General features: G+C 68.5%; 16 protein-coding genes. 3 read left to right on the forward strand and 13 right to left on the reverse strand.

The features are described from left to right. Nucleotides 1-2: 2 nt before the first annotated feature. The gene (locus ACFSVL_RS11995) at nucleotides 3-839 is read left to right on the forward strand and encodes a MaoC/PaaZ C-terminal domain-containing protein (protein WP_378303436.1); all 837 of its coding nucleotides are present in this window, start codon (nucleotides 3-5) and stop codon (nucleotides 837-839) included. Here the strand turns inward: ACFSVL_RS11995 and ACFSVL_RS12000 are convergent. Continuing rightward, nucleotides 828-1,487, reverse strand: coding sequence for a TetR/AcrR family transcriptional regulator (locus ACFSVL_RS12000; RefSeq protein WP_378303438.1), 660 nt, complete (start codon nucleotides 1,485-1,487; stop codon nucleotides 828-830). The genes ACFSVL_RS11995 and ACFSVL_RS12000 overlap by 12 nt on opposite strands. A 120-nt stretch (nucleotides 1,488-1,607) precedes the next feature. Between ACFSVL_RS12000 and ACFSVL_RS12005 the strand changes: the two genes are divergently transcribed. After that, nucleotides 1,608-2,252 (forward strand): SCP2 sterol-binding domain-containing protein, encoded by a 645-nt coding sequence (locus ACFSVL_RS12005; RefSeq protein ID WP_378303440.1) that lies wholly within the window; start codon nucleotides 1,608-1,610, stop codon nucleotides 2,250-2,252. 30 nt (nucleotides 2,253-2,282) lie between these two features. After that, entirely contained in the window at nucleotides 2,283-2,861 is a 579-nt protein-coding gene (locus ACFSVL_RS12010; RefSeq protein ID WP_378303442.1) for an SCP2 sterol-binding domain-containing protein, read from the forward strand. Here the strand turns inward: ACFSVL_RS12010 and ACFSVL_RS12015 are convergent. The 12 genes from ACFSVL_RS12015 to pdhA form a co-directional block, all read right to left on the reverse strand. Then, nucleotides 2,858-3,973 (reverse strand): DNA cytosine methyltransferase, encoded by a 1,116-nt coding sequence (locus tag ACFSVL_RS12015; RefSeq protein WP_378303444.1) that lies wholly within the window; start codon nucleotides 3,971-3,973, stop codon nucleotides 2,858-2,860. The two genes, ACFSVL_RS12010 and ACFSVL_RS12015, sit on opposite strands and share 4 nt — an antisense overlap. Before the next feature lie 10 nt (nucleotides 3,974-3,983). After that, a complete protein-coding gene (locus ACFSVL_RS12020) occupies nucleotides 3,984-4,412 on the reverse strand; it encodes a very short patch repair endonuclease (RefSeq protein WP_378303446.1) in 429 nt (142 codons plus the stop codon). A 12-nt stretch (nucleotides 4,413-4,424) separates the two neighbouring features. Further along, on the reverse strand, nucleotides 4,425-4,889 hold the full coding sequence (locus ACFSVL_RS12025; protein ID WP_378303448.1) for an FxsA family protein: 465 nt from the start codon (nucleotides 4,887-4,889) through the stop codon (nucleotides 4,425-4,427). A 76-nt stretch (nucleotides 4,890-4,965) separates the two neighbouring features. Continuing rightward, nucleotides 4,966-5,883, reverse strand: coding sequence for an SEC-C metal-binding domain-containing protein (locus ACFSVL_RS12030; RefSeq protein ID WP_378303450.1), 918 nt, complete (start codon nucleotides 5,881-5,883; stop codon nucleotides 4,966-4,968). Between the two features lie 13 nt (nucleotides 5,884-5,896). After that, nucleotides 5,897-6,397: a DNA topology modulation protein FlaR gene (locus ACFSVL_RS12035; RefSeq protein WP_378303452.1), complete on the reverse strand. Its 501-nt coding sequence runs from the start codon at nucleotides 6,395-6,397 to the stop codon at nucleotides 5,897-5,899. 17 nt (nucleotides 6,398-6,414) lie between these two features. Continuing rightward, complete coding sequence (locus ACFSVL_RS12040) at nucleotides 6,415-7,599, reverse strand: hypothetical protein (protein WP_378303454.1); 1,185 nt, start codon at nucleotides 7,597-7,599, stop codon at nucleotides 6,415-6,417. Then, nucleotides 7,596-8,201: an ABC transporter ATP-binding protein gene (locus tag ACFSVL_RS12045; protein WP_378303456.1), complete on the reverse strand. Its 606-nt coding sequence runs from the start codon at nucleotides 8,199-8,201 to the stop codon at nucleotides 7,596-7,598. Before ACFSVL_RS12045 ends, ACFSVL_RS12040 begins: the two co-directional genes overlap by 4 nt. Nucleotides 8,202-8,211: 10 nt before the next feature. Further along, nucleotides 8,212-10,146 (reverse strand): ABC transporter ATP-binding protein, encoded by a 1,935-nt coding sequence (locus ACFSVL_RS12050; RefSeq protein WP_378304245.1) that lies wholly within the window; start codon nucleotides 10,144-10,146, stop codon nucleotides 8,212-8,214. Nucleotides 10,147-10,166: 20 nt separating this feature from the next. Continuing rightward, nucleotides 10,167-10,739 (reverse strand): TetR/AcrR family transcriptional regulator, encoded by a 573-nt coding sequence (locus ACFSVL_RS12055; protein ID WP_378304247.1) that lies wholly within the window; start codon nucleotides 10,737-10,739, stop codon nucleotides 10,167-10,169. Between the two features lie 109 nt (nucleotides 10,740-10,848). After that, nucleotides 10,849-12,237: a dihydrolipoamide acetyltransferase family protein gene (locus ACFSVL_RS12060; protein ID WP_378303458.1), complete on the reverse strand. Its 1,389-nt coding sequence runs from the start codon at nucleotides 12,235-12,237 to the stop codon at nucleotides 10,849-10,851. A gap of 16 nt (nucleotides 12,238-12,253) precedes the next feature. After that, the gene (locus ACFSVL_RS12065) at nucleotides 12,254-13,246 is read right to left on the reverse strand and encodes an alpha-ketoacid dehydrogenase subunit beta (RefSeq protein WP_378303460.1); all 993 of its coding nucleotides are present in this window, start codon (nucleotides 13,244-13,246) and stop codon (nucleotides 12,254-12,256) included. After that, nucleotides 13,246-14,475, reverse strand: a complete 1,230-nt coding sequence (gene pdhA, locus ACFSVL_RS12070; RefSeq protein WP_378303462.1) for a pyruvate dehydrogenase (acetyl-transferring) E1 component subunit alpha — start codon at nucleotides 14,473-14,475, stop codon at nucleotides 13,246-13,248. The genes ACFSVL_RS12065 and pdhA overlap by 1 nt, the downstream gene beginning before the upstream one ends. Nucleotides 14,476-14,760 lie beyond the last annotated feature (285 nt).

The following is a 14,760-nucleotide window of genomic DNA, read 5'->3' on the forward strand; positions in this document are numbered from 1 at the left end:
GCATGGCCGTCCGTGAACTGACGAGCGCGCCAAGCCTGGCGACGCTGTACCCGAAAGCCCTGCTGCGCCGCGGCGGCGGCTCCACCCTCCCGTCGACGGAGTTGGTGCGCCCGGAGGTCGTCGTAGACCCGGCACATGTGGCGGCCTACAACGAAGTCTGCGGATTCCGCTTCTCGGACGAGCTACCGGCGACGTATCCGCACATGCTGGTGTTCGGGCTGCAGATGGCGTTGATGACCGAGCCCGGGTTTCCGTTCCCGCTGCTGGGCTTGGTGCACGTCGAGAACCAGATCACGCAGCACCGTCCGCTGCTGCTCGGCGAGACGTTCCGGGTGAGCGTCCGCGCGGAAAACCTGCGGCCGCACGAAAAAGGCAGCCAGTTCGACATGATCAGCGAAGCCCACTCCGGCGGGGACCTCGTGTGGAGCGAGGTGTCGACTTATCTCCGCCGCACCGGGGCTGGTTCGGGTTCTGGTCCGCGGACTCAGCTGACGCCCCCGAAGCCGTCCGCGTTGTGGCACGTCCCCGGCGACATCGGCCGCCGTTATGCCGAGGTTTCCGGCGACCGCAACCCGATCCACCTGCACCCGCTGACCGCGCGTCTGTTCGGCTTCCCGAAGGCGATCGCACACGGAATGTGGACGAAGGCGCACGCGCTGGCGTCCTTCGAGGGCCGGCTGCCGGACGCGTTCAGCGTGGCGGTGCGGTTCAAGCAGCCGGTGCTGCTGCCCGGCCGCGCGGCGTTCACGACCTGGCAGACCGACGACGGGTGGGCCTTCGAGTTGTGGCACGCGCGGAAGCCGAAACCGCATCTGGACGGGGTGGTCTCAGCCCTCTGAGGGCTTCCAGACCTGCCCCTCCACGAGGTCGTTGAACCCAAGCCACACCAGGTTCATCAGCCACGACGCGAGCACGCCGTCGGAGATCTCCGGGTGGTCCAGTGCCCAGTCGGCCAGCGATTCCGCCGCGCCGACCAGCGCCGCGGCCAGGCCGGGCCCGGAGAACTCCGTCTGCTCGCCGAGGCCTTTGCGGGTGCCCGCGGCCACCACGAGCGCCGCGACCAGTTCGATCGCGCGCGTGCGCATCGCGGTGATTTCCGCCGCGAACCCGCCGCCGACCGTCAATGCCTGGCGGTGCAGCACCGTCCAGGACTCGCGGTACTCGGCGACGAAGCGGTAGAACGAGCGCAGGCCGTGCCACAGCTGCATGTCCGGCGGGAGGTCGGGCTGTACGCCGGCCTGGATGGCTTCCAGCAGACGGGTCGCCTCGCGCTGGATGCTCTTGCCGAAGAGGTCTTCCTTCGAGCCGAGATAGGTGTAGATCATCGGCTTGGAGACGCCCGCGACCTCGGAGATCTCGTCCATCGACGCCGAGTGGTAGCCGTGCTTCGAGAACACCTGCACCGCGGCGTCCAGGATCTGCCGTTCACGGACCGCCCTCGGGAGCCGTCTCGCTCGCTCTGGTGGGCGCTGCTCTTCGTCGGGCACAGTCCTCTTTCCTCCCTCTCGCTGGCACGGACGGTACCCGTCCCCAGGTCGGCGGCGTTGCTTGCCGCGCTACCTACTCGCCGGTAGCCTTACGGCGGAAAGTTCCGGAAGGGGTGGAAGATGGCCGACAACCCGGAGGCGACCAGCACTGACCTGGCCGGCCTGCGCGGGGTCGCGCTGCTGGACGCGCTGGACCGCACCGACGCCGTCGACGCGAGCGCACTCGACGTCAACGCGGTCGCCGACGCGATCGACCCCCGCGAGCTGGGCCGCAGCGACATGAACCGCCTGCTGGCGGCGCTGGTCCGGCTGTCGGAGCAGGTGCCGGCGTTCTCGCTGGACAAGGTCGACCCGACGAAGTTCGCCACGCTGGTCGCGCGCGCGTCGCGGGCGCAGCTGGAAGCGGTGGTCGCCGAACGCGCGCTGCGCGAGCGGGTGCTGGACGAGATCTTCGCGCGCATGGGAGCGCACATCCGGGCGAAGTCGCTGCACGCGGTGGTGCACTGGCGGCTGTCCGGAGGTACCGGCGAGGGCGGCTACGACCGCTACGAGACGGTGCTTTCCGACGGAACCTGCACTGTGTCCCGCGAAATGCGCGAGAAAGCCCGCGTGACGATTACGCTTTCGCCCGTGGACTTCTTCCGCATCATCACCCACCAGGCAACGCCCGCGGTCCTGTTCGTCACCGGAAAACTGAAGGTCAAGGGCGACCTGGCCTTCGCAGCCGGGTTGGTCGGCCACTTCGACCTCCCCCGACCGGCCTGAGCCGCTCCGGTGTCCCGCTGGCGCTCGCGCATGCGTGCCGCGCACTCACCCGGTGAGCACGCGGTGAACGGTTTCGCCCGCACTCTCGAGGTGGGCAAACTGACGCCGGAGCAGTTCGTGCAGGTCCTGGAGACGCTGCACATGCTCGGCACGGCCGGAGCCGGCATCGACATCGGCTCGCTGACCACCCAGGCCTTGGTGGATGTCGTCGCGGCGGCTTCGAGGGAGCAGCTGAAAGGCATCGCCGACCACGACGAGCTGCGCGCGGTGTTCCTGGACGAGATCTTCCGCCGGATGTCGGAGCACTTCCGCCCCGAGCGGGCCCGGCACGTGGACATCGTGGTCTCTTGGCGCTTCCCGGCGGGGGAAGATTTCGACCGCTACCAGACGGTGATCGAGGACGGGTTGTGCGTGTCGAGCACGGATCTGGCCCGTACACCGGACACGACGATCACGGTGGCGGTGGAGGACTTCATCCGCATGGCGACCGGGAACGCGGCGGTGGCGGCGATGTTCGTGACCGGGAAGGTGAAGGTCAAGGGCGAGTACGCGCCGGCGGTGCGGTTGTCGGGGTATTTCGACATTCCTAAGCCGACTGGGGCGGACTAGCCAGCCGCTTCGAGGATCATCTCCCCACGCGCCAACGGCATCAGGTAATTCTCCGACAGCCACCGCACCACCGGCACGCACACCGCGTCCCCGAAGCCGAACAGGGCCTGGTTGTTCCGCAGCCCCGCCAGCTCGTACTTCCCCGCCCCCATCAGCCGGGCGTACTCGCGTGGCGTCATCCACCGGACCCGCACGCTTCCCCGCCCGGCTTGTACGACGGCCTGTTTGGACGACCCGCCTCGAGCGGTGCGCAGGCAGCCGGAGATGTCGTCCGGGCGGACCTCCCACACCGGCTTTCCGTTGCGGGTGCGGCGGTAGGCCGTGCGGTACACCAGCTTCTTGCCTGTCTTGAGCTGCGTCAGGCGTTCCAGCTGGAGCGGCGACAGCGACTCGATAAACGCCTCCGAGCGCAGGGGATTCCACCAGCGCTCGTCGTCGGCGGAGAGGCGTTCGACGGCGGCGGACAGGCCGGTGACCAGCAGTGGCGGCGGCGCGGGCAGGGCGGCGCGATGTGTCCGCAACAGCGGGTCGAGCGTGAGCCAGGAGGGGCGGAGCGGCGACGGGGTCGGCGAGTCCGGCGGCGGGTTTTGCGCGCCGACGATGAACAGCCTCGGACGCGACTGTGGGACGAACCGGCGGGCGTCCAGGGTCAGGACATCCGCGGAGTAGCCGAGGCGGTTGAGTTCCCGGATCGCGGCTCGGAGGTCGTCGCCGCCGTGGCTGGTCGCTAGGCCTACTACGTTTTCCAGCGCTACGACGGGTGGGCGGTCGGGGCCCAGTTCGTCGAGGATGCGGGTGAATTCCCAGAACGTCGACGAGTGCGAGCCGGCCAGGCCGCGGCGCCAGCCGGCTAGCGAGAGGTCCGTGCAGGGGAACGAAGCCCAGGCCAGGCTGAGGCCGGGGGGCAGGTCAGCGCCGCGCAGGGCGGCGACGTCGCCTAGGACGTACTCGTGCGCGCCCTGGTCGTTGAAATGTGCCTCGTACATGGCTTGCTTCGCCGGTTCGATGTCGTTGGACCACGCGACGTCGAAGCCGGCCGGTTCGAGGCCTAGACGCACGAGACCGATGCCCGCGAAAAACTCCGCGGCGGTGGGCTGACCCGGTTGAGGCATGGCGCCAACATTAATGGGGCCGGCGTTCCTTCACGGTCTCGATCACCCGCGACGCGGCGACATCGGTCGCTTCGTGTTCCCAGATTCGCACCGACAGCCAGCCTGCTTCGCGCAGCAACTGATCAGTATTCGCGTCTCGGCGGCGGTTGGTTTCGATCTTGGTGCGCCAGTAATCCGCGTTGTTCTTCGGCCAGGTGCCGTGTTCCGGGCAGCCGTGCCAGAAGCAGCCGTCCACGAAAACCGCGACTCGGGCGGGGCCGAACACCAGGTCAGCCTCGCGGCGGACGCCCTTGACCGGACGGCGGTGCACTCGGTAGCGGTAGCCGGCGGCGTGCAGGATTTTGCGCAGCGCCATTTCGATCCCGGTGTTGCGGGACTTCTGTTTGCTCATCCGGGCGCTCACCGCGGAGGTCGTTTCCAGCCGCTCCACGGGAGTCATTGTGGCAAAGGCTCAGCCTTCGACGATCCGGCCTTCGATCACCGGGTGGTTCGACGGCCGCGGCTCCTCGGCGACGACCTCGCTGTCCACCACCATCACCGGACCCCGGCGCTGGTTGGCGTACCGGACGGCGCGCTTCTCCGCGCGGCGCAGCCAGAACCGCCGGGCGACCGAGCGGGTCGGCGGCAGCAGGAACAGCAGGCCGAGCACGTCGCTGACGAAACCGGGGACCATGATCAGCACGCCGCCGAGCGCGACGAGCATGCCGTCGGTCAGCTCTTTCTCCGGATTGCGGCCCGACTGCGCGGTGGCCATGAACGCGCGCATCGCCTTGCCACCCTCGCGGCGGGCCAGCCACGAGCCCACGAACGCGCCGGCGATCAGCAGACCGATCGTGCCGAGCACACCGACGACCGAGCCGACCGCCCAGATGGCGGCGACTTCAGCGATGACGTAGAGCAGGAACACGACAGCCATGTCTAGTGAACGAACGAGTGCCGGGTTTTGCTCCCGGACCCGGATCAGTGCAGGTCAGCTGGGTTCCGTGCGGCGGTCAGGAGAGGCTGGGACGGCCGCAGCATTTCTTGTACTTCGCGCCCGAACCGCACCAGCAGGGCTCGTTGCGCGCGGGTGGCCAGCTCAGCGCGCCGCCTTCCTCGAAAATCTCGTTCAGGCAGGCCAGCCGGGTGTCTTCCTCGGCTGGGTCAAGACCGGTGCGGGTCGCGAACTCCTGGAGTTTCGCGGTGGTCAACGGGACCATCAGGATCCGGGCGACGCCCGTCTCGGACAGTTCCCGGTTGGCCTTCTCGCGGTCGGCCATGATGGCGTCCGCCTCGGTGTGTTCGACCAGGTGCGGCCAGGCCTCGTGCGCGCGGGGAATCTCGGCACGGGGCCAGAACAACACGCGCACTTCCCCCGGCGGCTGGGCGGAGGCACCGACCAGATCCTCGGCCCACTGGGGCGCGCTTTGGACCGACTCGTCCAGCTCGTCCGGAGTCAGCCCCAGCGCTTGGCGCACCCGTCGGCGGCCAGTCACGATGTTGCTCGCATGGGTGAGGAACCCGAACTCCGCGTTCCGGTCGGCCAGTTCCTGCTTGGTCAGCCGGGCCGCGGCCAGGTCGAACCAGGCCGCTGCCTCCGGAAGCTCTCCACGGTATTCCATCAGCTCAGCGGCCAGGTGATACGGCACTGGTGTGGACAGCGGCTGGCTTCGCAACTCTTCCAGCTGAGCCTGGGCTTGCTCGGTCCGGCCGAGGTCGAAGAGCACCTCGGCGAGTTCTACCCGGGCGTTGCCGCCTTCCTCGCCGTCCAAGGCGACAGCCTGGGTCAGCAGTGCGACGGCGCGGTCATCGTCACCGGCCTGACGCCATGCCTGGGCTGCCTCGACCAGGATCTCCCCGCGCTCCTCGGGGTACTGCTCCAGCTCGGCTTCCAGTTGTGCGGCGGTCTCCGCGGCCGTTCCCGTCCTCATAGGCAGCACTGTATTACCGCAGGCGCTGGAGGAACGCGGACACCTCGCGCGGCGAACGCAGCAGCACCTGCCGCGCGGACGGGGCCCCGGCGGCGATCCGCTGCAGCATCAGCGGGCGGCGGCCCGGCCATTGCCAGATCCACTTGACCAGCTCCGCGTCGATCTTCGACACGCACCCGGCGGCCTGCGTTTCCTGGCCCCATTCGCGCAGCTGCCGACGGACGGCGCGGAACAGGCAGACGTAGCGCGAGGCGTCGAGGAGCACGACGGTGTCGGCGAAGGGCAAGCGCAGGTCGAAGGTCTTGCTGTAGTTGCCGTCGATCACCCAGCTGTCCGTGCTCGCGGCCTCGGCGACCGCGGCGCGGAATTCCTCCGGTGGGGCGGGGACCCAGCCGGGGCGCCAGTACAGCCGGTCCAGATGGGTGACCGGGATGTTCAGGGCTGCGCCGATCTGCCTGGCCAGGGTGGATTTTCCGGCCCCGGAGCATCCGGTGACCATGATGCGTCGGCCCATGGCACGGGAGCCTAGGGCTAGACCGGGATGAAACTCGCGGCAATTAAGCCGAGCACCAGCAGATCCGGGCCTCGTACGAGCTGCCGTACCAGTCCGGCCGGGATCAGGACGCCTTCGTACAGCACCATCCCCATCGAGCTGAAATCCAGCGGGCCGCGGGTCACCGAGCGCACGGCGGCCAACGCGGCGATCAGCACCGCCACTACCGCGCTCACCGAAGCCGGGATGCCCAGCAGCAGGACCACGCCCGCCCAGACCAGGGCGAGCAGGCACAGAAAAGCGCAGGTCACCGCGTGCAGGCGCAGGTTTGACGCGGCTAGCCAGCGGCGCAGCCCGGGTACTCGATGCAGTTGCGCGACGGGAGCGGTGAAGGGCAGGAGACCGAGGTAACCGCCGATGCCGAGCAGCCAGACCGATGTCACGGCGGGGAACGTCGCGTGGGTGGCGAGTACGGCGAGGGCCAGGAAAACCGGCAGGCCGAGCGTGTGCCGGCGCGCGAGAGTCCCCGTGACGACATATCGGGTGACGATGAAACGCCCGGCCAGCGCGGTGCGCCACGGAACGGGACGTCCGGCCGGGAGCAGCGCCCAGACGTCGAGGAAGGCGGCGGACGTCCGGCGCACCATGCGTTCGGTGTAGTGCCGGATCAAGGTGTCACGGGAAGCGTTGTGCGGTAAGGAAGAGGACCGGGACAAGGCGAGCGCGGCGAGTCCGGCGGCGACCGCGTATGTCCACAGTGGAACGACTAAAGCCACGGCGAGGGTAAGGGGCAGAAGGGATTCGCCGGGGAACGTCCGGCGGCGGCCCATTGCCAGCGCCAGCCCGGCGACGGTGATGAAGAGTGCGATCGGACCGGCCAATGAAGCGGGGAAGCCGATGAGCATGCCGGACACCGCGAAGAAGTAAGCCGCTACGCCGAACCGGGCGGCCCAGTCCAGTACGAGCCGCTGGGTGAGCACGGCAGGGCGGCGACCGTCGAAATCGTCCCAGGTCAGGGTGGCTGGATGGGTCCATGCATAGCCGCGCCGCAGCGTCGCGCGCCAGGCCAGTGCGAGGCCGATGCACAGCACGAGCACGCTGCCGAGCGCGCCCACCGGGGCGCTGCCGATGAGCTGGCTCCGCACCAGGTCGGTGTTGTAGAACGGCGATCCTAAAAGCCCGGCGGCGATGACCAGCGCCAAGACCAGGTCTGGGCGTTTCACAGGTCCACCACGTAGTCCGCGACCTCGTCCGCGAGCGGCGGATGGTGGCTCGCCACGACGACCGCCGCGCCGCGGCCGGTGCTGGTGGTGACCAGGGTGGACAGCCAGGCCCGGCCGTCGGCGTCCAGTGCGCGTTCCGGTTCGTCCAGTAGCAGCACCTCGTGCGGACGCGCGACCGCGGCGTGCAGCAGGAGCCGGCGGCGTTGCCCTGCGGAGAGTTCCGCCGCGGGCACATCGGGGGCGGGGACCGGGCCGTCGGCCAGTTCGCCGCCGAAGGAATTGCGGAGCAGGTCGAGATGCTGGCGCGGCGTGAGTTCGTCGAAGAGCGCCGAATCGTCGAAAAGCACCGAAACCCGGCGGCGGAATGCGGCGGACCGCTCGTCCGGCGGTCCGCCGCAGACGGACACGGAACCCGACGTCGGCGTCTGGTTCCCGTACAGGCACCGCAGCAACGTCGACTTGCCCGCTCCGTTGGCACCGCGGACGACCAGGCATTCGCCGGCGTCGACGGCCAGGTCGAGACCGCTGAACAGCACAGTCTCGCCCGCGGTGACCCCCAGGTCTTGAGTGGTGATGAGCACGAAACCCCCTCGGCTGATCACCCCAAGATAATCACTTCAAGTACGCCTCCGCTTGCAGCGTGAACAATTCCGCGTATCCGGCGTCCGCCGCCATCAGCGCTTCGTGCGTTCCGTACTCCGCGACCTTCCCGTGGTCCAGCAGCAGAATGCGCTCGGCCTGGCGGACCGTGGAGAACCGGTGCGAGATGTACAGCGTCGTCCGTCCGCGCGACAGCGTGTGCAGCCGGTCGAACAGGTCGTGCTCGGCCTGCGCGTCCAGTGCCGAGGTCGGCTCGTCCAGGATCAGGATCGGGGCCTCGCGCTGGAATGCCCTGGCCAGCGCGATTTTCTGCCATTCGCCACCGGACAGCGACACGCCCTGGTCGAACCAGCGGCCGAGCGGGCTGTCGTAGCCGGTCGGCAGCCGGGCGATGCGCTCGTCGGCTCCGGCGCGGCGGGCGGAGTCCTCGATGTGCTCGCGATCGGTGAGCCGGTTCAGGTCGCCGAGGCCGATGTTCTCCGCCGCGGTGCCCTGATAGGTCACGTAATCCTGGAACATCGCGCTGATTTTGGTGCGCAGCTGGACCGGGTCGTACTCGCGGAGGTCCACGCCGTCCAGCAGGATCCGGCCCGCCGTCGGGTCGTACAGCCGGCACAGCAGCTTGAACAGCGTCGATTTGCCCGCGCCGTTGCGGCCGACCACGGCGACAGTCTCGCCGGGACGGATTTCGAAACTCACCCCGTGCAGGGCCGGTTCGTCCGCGCCGGGGTAACTGAAGCTCACCGACTCGAACTGGATGTGTCCATCCACAGTGGACGGAAGTGGCCGCGGCTTGGCGGGAGCGGTGATTTCCGGCTTGGTGTCGAGGAATTTGTAGAGCGTGTCCAGGTAGAGATTGTTCTCGTACATCCCGGAAAACGCGGTGAACAACCCGGTCACCGAGCTTTGCACGGACGTCGCGGCAGCGGTGTACAGCGCGAGGTCGCCCAGTGTGAGCCGTCCGCCCACCGCTTCCAGTGCGATGTACAGCGCGATCGCCGAGCCGACCAGCGTGCTCAGCAATCCCCACGACGTCGAGCTGACATTCCGTTTCACGGTCAGCTTTCGCTGCCGTTCGTAGGCCACCACGCCCAGCTTCCGGAACCGTTCCACGAAGTACGGGCCGAGGCCGAACAGCTTGGTCTCCTTGGCATACGTGTCCGTAGTGACCAAAGAGGACAGATAGTCCATCCGCCGTTTGATCGGCGACATCATGAAGGTGAGCCAGAACGCCCGCGAACCGTACTTCGACTGCGAGATGAACGCCGGAATCGGTGCCAGCAAAGCGACCAGCGCGAGCAGCGGACTGATCGACACCAGCAACGCGATCATGCTGGCGAAGGTGATCAGCGTCCGGATCAGGCCGAGCGCGGAGGTCATCATCGACAACGGCCGTGTCGGCGCTTCCTGCGCGGCCTGGCGCAGCATGTCGTACGACGCCGAACCCTCGAAGTACGCCAGGTGCAGGTCGCTCGCGTGCCGCATGACCTGGTGCCGGATGGTGAGCGTCATCCGTTCCTGCAGCAGGGATTGCGCGATCGTGGTGATCGAGCTGCTGAGCGCGGTCGCCGCCAGCACGCCGAACTGGAACAGCGTGATGCGCACGATGTCCGCGGTCGACCCACGATGCTGGATCGCCGCGACCACCGAGTCCAGCAGGATTTTCGCGACATACGCGGTGACCGTCGGCAGCAGCCCGGACGCCAGCGTGACCACCGCGAGCAGGATCGTCAGCGTCGGACTCGCCTGCCAGGTCAGCTTCGCGACCTTCGGCAGGCCGCGGACGGTGCCGGCCACCGAAGTGCGCATCCGCGACAGCCGCGCCCGCACGCCTTTTGGCTGTTCCGGCTGCTCTGGTTCCGGGATGTCGACCGGGCCGGTGAGACCACTGTCCGGCACGGATTGCGCCATTTTGCGGCGACCGCGGCGGCCGAGGGCCATCTCGATCCCGCCCCCGCCACCCGGGATCACGCCAGCACCGAACCGTGCAGGAAGACGTCGATGACCTCGTCAGTAGTCGGGGCGCCTGGCATTGGGCGGGACTGCGTGAACAGCAGCGCCAGGAACAACGAAGCGGCCTTGTCGACCGGCAGCCGCAGCCGTGCGGCATCCGGAACGAACAGCTCCCGCACCGCGCGCTGCATCGCTTCGAGCGACTCGCGCCGGCTGTCCCCGGTCACCGACTTGCGGTTGCGCGCCTCCTCCGCCGCCGCGCGCGGCCGCCCCTTCATGGTCGCGGCCATCACCGCGCCCATCCGCTGGAGGTGCGCGTTCATCGCCTCGGCGGCCTCCGCCAGCCGCTTCTCCAACGGCAGCTCAGCCGGGATTTCCCCGATCATCTCCAGCGCCTCCGCCGGATCGAGCGCGGCTTCCACGCACGCGTCGAACAGTTCGTCCTTGTCCTTGAAAACCCGGAAGATGGTGCCCTCGCCGATCCCGGCGGCACGGGCGATCTGCGCGGTGGTGACCCCTCGGCCGTGTTCGACGACCAGCGGCAGCACGGCGCGGACGATCATCCGCCGCCGGTCGTCCGGCGCCATCCCGGGCGCTCTTTTTCTCGTTTCCATGCTGCCCACGCTACGGAGTGAGTGCTCACTCCGTCAACTCGATAAAACGAAGGGCCGTGCCTCGCGGACACGGCCCTCCGGCTCAGTACGTGATCGCGACCGCCGGATCGGCGAGCAGCGCGCCGACGTCGGCGAGGAACTCCGACCCCTGCTGCCCGTCGACCACCCGGTGGTCGAAGCTCAGCGACAGCTGCATCACCTTGCGCACCTTGATCTCGCCGTCGACCACCCACGGGGTGTCACGGATCGCCCCGACCGCCAGGATCGCCGACTCGCCCGGGTTGATGATCGGCGTGCCGGTGTCGACGCCGAACACGCCGACGTTGGTGATCGTGAACGTGCCGCCCAGCATCGCCGCCGGCGTGGTCTTGCCCTCGCGCGCGACGTCGGTCAGCTCGGTGAGCGCGACCGCGAGTTCCTTGAGCGACAAGGAATCCGCGTCCCGGATCTTCGGCACCACGAGACCGCGCGGGGTCGCCGCCGCGATGCCGAGGTGCACGTAGTCCTTGTAGACGATCTCCTGCGCGGCCTCGTCCCACACCGCGTTGACGTCCGGCGTGCGCTTCGCCGCCAGGCACACGGCCTTCGCCGCGAACGCCAGCGGAGTGAGCTTGACGCCGTTGAACTCACGCGACTTCTTGAGCTTCTCGCGCAGCTCCATCATCGGCGTGACGTCGATGGTGAGGAACTCCGTGACGTGCGGAGCGGTGTACGCGCTCTGCACCATCGCGGCCGCGGTCGCCTTGCGGACGCCCTTGATCGGCACGCGCCGTTCGCGGGTGGCCGGGTCGTAGCCGGACTCCACAGTGGACACTGGGGACACTGCGGGCGCGGCGGAACCGTTGGCGGCGGCGTGGACGTCGTCGCGGGTGATCACGCCGCCGTCCGCGCTGCCGGTGAGCGAATGCAGGTCGACGCCGAGGTCCTTGGCCAGCTTGCGGACCGGCGGCTTGGCCAGCGGGACGTAACCGCCACGCGGTGCCGCCGGTGCCGCCGGTGCCGCTAGGGCCGGGGGCTGCCCCAATGTGGCATTGGGTGCATGTGACGCACCCAATGTGGCGTTCGGTGCATCTGACGCACCCAATGCCACATTGGGGCGCTTTCGAGCCCGGCGGGTAGTACCGGCCGCCTTGGAGCCGTAGCCGACCAGCGGCTTCATCTCCTCCTCGGCCGGAGCGGCCTCGGCAGCAGCGGGAGCAGAGGCGGCGGGCGCGGCTTTCCCGTCCGGATCCACGTCCATGGTCAGGATCGTCGTCCCGACCTCCACCGTCTGCCCCGGTTCCACGTGCAGTTCGGTGACGACCCCGGCCCACGGGATCGGCAGTTCGACGGCGGCCTTCGCGGTCTCGACCTCGACCACGATCTGGTTGACCGTGACCGTGTCGCCCGGCTTGACGCGCCAGGCGAGGATGTCCGCCTCGGTGAGTCCCTCCGCCGTGTCCGACAAGGGGAACTGTTTGTACTCAGGCATTTCGGAAGGAACCCCCTTACCAGGCGAGCGAACGGTCGACAGCGTGCAGTACCCGGTCGAGGTCGGGGAGGTAGTGCTCCTCGAGCTTCGCCGGCGGGTACGGCGTGTCGAATCCGGTCACGCGCAGGACAGGGGACTCCAGGGAGTAGAAGCATTCCTGCTGGACCCGGGCGGCGATCTCCGAGGTCAGCGAGGATTCCGACGGCGCTTCGCTGACCGCGATGAGCCGTCCGGTCTTGCGCACCGACTCGAACACCGGCCCGAGGTCGAGCGGCGAGAGCGTGCGCAGGTCGATGACTTCCAGCGACTTGCCTTCGGCCTCGGCCGCCGTCGCGGCGTCGAGCGCCACCTTCACCGACGGGCCGTACGCGACCACCGTGGCCGACGTGCCCTCGCGCACCACCTGCGACGAGAACACCCGCGACGGTGCCGTCGTGGTGTCGACCTCCATCCGCAGCGCGCCCGAGTGGTACAGCTTCTTGGGCTCGAAGAAGAGGATCGGGTCGTCCGAGCGGATCGCCTCCTGGATGCCCCAGTACGCGTCCACCGCGTTCGAAATCGACACCACCTTCAGGCCGGCGATGTGCGAGAACAGCGATTCCGGCGACTCCGAGTGGTGCTCCACCGCGCCGATCCCGCCGCCGAACGGCACCCGGATCACGACCGGCATCTTGACCTTGCCCTGCGTGCGGTAGTGCAGTTTCGCCAGCTGCGAGGAGATCTGGTCGAAGCCGGGGAAGATGAAGCCCTCGAACTGGATCTCGCACACCGGGCGGAATCCGCGTACGGCGAGCCCGACCGCGGTGCCGATGATGCCCGATTCGGCCAGCGGCGTGTCCAGCACGCGCTGCTCGCCGAAGTCCTTCTGCAGTCCGTCGGTGATCCGGAAGACGCCGCCGAGCTTGCCGACGTCCTCCCCCATGATCAGGACCTTCGGGTCCTCCTCCATCGCACGACGGAGGCCGAGGTTGATCGCCTTGCCAATGGTGAGCTTCTGCAAGTCAGTCATCAGTGCTCACCTGCCGCGGCGAAACCGTCGAGATAGGACAGATACTCCTCGCGCTGCGCTTCCAGCACCGGCGAGGGTTCGGCGTATACCTGGGAAAACACCCGGTCCGGCGGCGGCTCCGGCATGTTGAACGTGTAGTCGCGCAGTTCGGCGGCGAACTGGTCCGCCTCGGCCTGGACGCTGTCGAAGAACGCCTGGTCGGCGTGCCCGCCGCGAGCGAGGAACGCGCGCACGCGCTCGATCGGGTCCTTGAGCTTCCACTCCTCCAGCTCGTCGGAGAGCCGGTAGCGGGTGGGGTCGTCGGTGGTGGTGTGCGCGTCCATCCGGTAGGTGAACGCCTCGATCAGCACCGGGCCGTTGCCGTGCCGGCATTCCTCCAGCGCCCACCGGGTCACGGCGAGACAGGCGAGGACGTCGTTGCCGTCCACGCGGATGCCGGGGAAGCCGTAGCCGCGGGCGCGCTGGTAGAGCGGCAGCCGCGACTGGCGTTCGGTCGGCTCGGAAATCGCCCACTGGTTGTTCTGGCAGAAGAAGACCAGCGGCGCGTCGTACACCGCGGCCCACACGAATCCTTCGTGGACGTCGCCCTGCGAAGTCGCGCCGTCACCGAAGTAACAAATGGTGGCCTCGTCAGTGCTTGCCGGAGAACCGTCGCCAGCTGTGTTTCCAACCCTGCCCTCGAACTTCTGGCCCATCGCGTAACCAGCGGCGTTGAGCACCTGGTTGCCGATGACGATGGTGTACGGGTGGAACCGGTGTGCCTGGTAGTCCCAGCCACTGTGGTCGGTGCACCGGAAAATCCCGATCAGGTCGCGCATGTCGATGCCGCGGGTGTACGCGACGCCGTGTTCGCGGTAGCTCGGGAACGCCATGTCCTGCGGCTGCAGCGCGCGGCCGGAGCCGACCTGGGCGGCTTCCTGGCCGAGCAGCGGCACCCAGATGCCCAGCTGCCCTTGGCGCTGCATCGCGTTGGCTTCGCGGTCCGCGCGGCGCACCAGCACCATGTCGCGGTAGAGGTTCTTCAGCGTTTCGTCGTCGACGTCCGCGACGTAGCGGTCGAATCGCTCGGACGGGACCCGCTGGCCCTCGGGGGTGAGCAGCTGAGTCAGCTCAGCGCCACCTTCGCTTGTCGCTCGCAAACCGGCGATCACCTGTTCAGGGGAAGGCTGCGCCGCTACGGCGGCTGGCCCGTCTCCAGGTTCCGGGTGCGTCCACTGTTCGGACGGCATGAGCTGTTCTCCTCGGTGTCGGCGCCTCTGACGGCCGCTTGTGGCGGCCACAGCGACTGCACCGGCGGGGACCGGCGCCTCGGGTCCGAGGCACCCCGGTCACCGTCGGCGTTGACGGTTCGTGGCCACATCCTGGCACGAGAATTGCCCCGATGGAGAGCGGCAGTTGCTGATTTGTTGCTGAGAAAAGCTCGCTGAACAGGGGAAACGTTTGGACGCCCGAGTATGGGAGAGGCGATGGTCGGGCGGCCATCCCGCGTCCTACCTGCCCTCGTGAGCGGCGTT

Source organism: Amycolatopsis silviterrae, from assembly GCF_042684085.1.
Taxonomy (GTDB): Bacteria; Actinomycetota; Actinomycetes; order Mycobacteriales; family Pseudonocardiaceae; genus Amycolatopsis; species Amycolatopsis silviterrae.

Bases quoted from the DNA above. Each gene is read 5' to 3' on its own strand.
- ACFSVL_RS11995 (WP_378303436.1), top strand. From the start codon at position 3: ATGGCCGTCCGTGAACTGACGAGCGCGCCAAGCCTGGCGACGCTGTAC.
- ACFSVL_RS12005 (WP_378303440.1), top strand. From the start codon at position 1,608: ATGGCCGACAACCCGGAGGCGACCAGCACTGACCTGGCCGGCCTGCGC.
- ACFSVL_RS12010 (WP_378303442.1), top strand. From the start codon at position 2,283: ATGCGTGCCGCGCACTCACCCGGTGAGCACGCGGTGAACGGTTTCGCC.
- ACFSVL_RS12015 (WP_378303444.1), bottom strand. From the start codon at position 3,973: ATGCCTCAACCGGGTCAGCCCACCGCCGCGGAGTTTTTCGCGGGCATC.
- ACFSVL_RS12020 (WP_378303446.1), bottom strand. From the start codon at position 4,412: ATGACTCCCGTGGAGCGGCTGGAAACGACCTCCGCGGTGAGCGCCCGG.
- ACFSVL_RS12025 (WP_378303448.1), bottom strand. From the start codon at position 4,889: ATGGCTGTCGTGTTCCTGCTCTACGTCATCGCTGAAGTCGCCGCCATC.
- ACFSVL_RS12030 (WP_378303450.1), bottom strand. From the start codon at position 5,883: ATGAGGACGGGAACGGCCGCGGAGACCGCCGCACAACTGGAAGCCGAG.
- ACFSVL_RS12035 (WP_378303452.1), bottom strand. From the start codon at position 6,397: ATGGGCCGACGCATCATGGTCACCGGATGCTCCGGGGCCGGAAAATCC.
- ACFSVL_RS12055 (WP_378304247.1), bottom strand. From the start codon at position 10,739: ATGGCGCCGGACGACCGGCGGCGGATGATCGTCCGCGCCGTGCTGCCG.
- ACFSVL_RS12060 (WP_378303458.1), bottom strand. From the start codon at position 12,237: ATGCCTGAGTACAAACAGTTCCCCTTGTCGGACACGGCGGAGGGACTC.
- ACFSVL_RS12065 (WP_378303460.1), bottom strand. From the start codon at position 13,246: ATGACTGACTTGCAGAAGCTCACCATTGGCAAGGCGATCAACCTCGGC.
- pdhA (WP_378303462.1), bottom strand. From the start codon at position 14,475: ATGCCGTCCGAACAGTGGACGCACCCGGAACCTGGAGACGGGCCAGCC.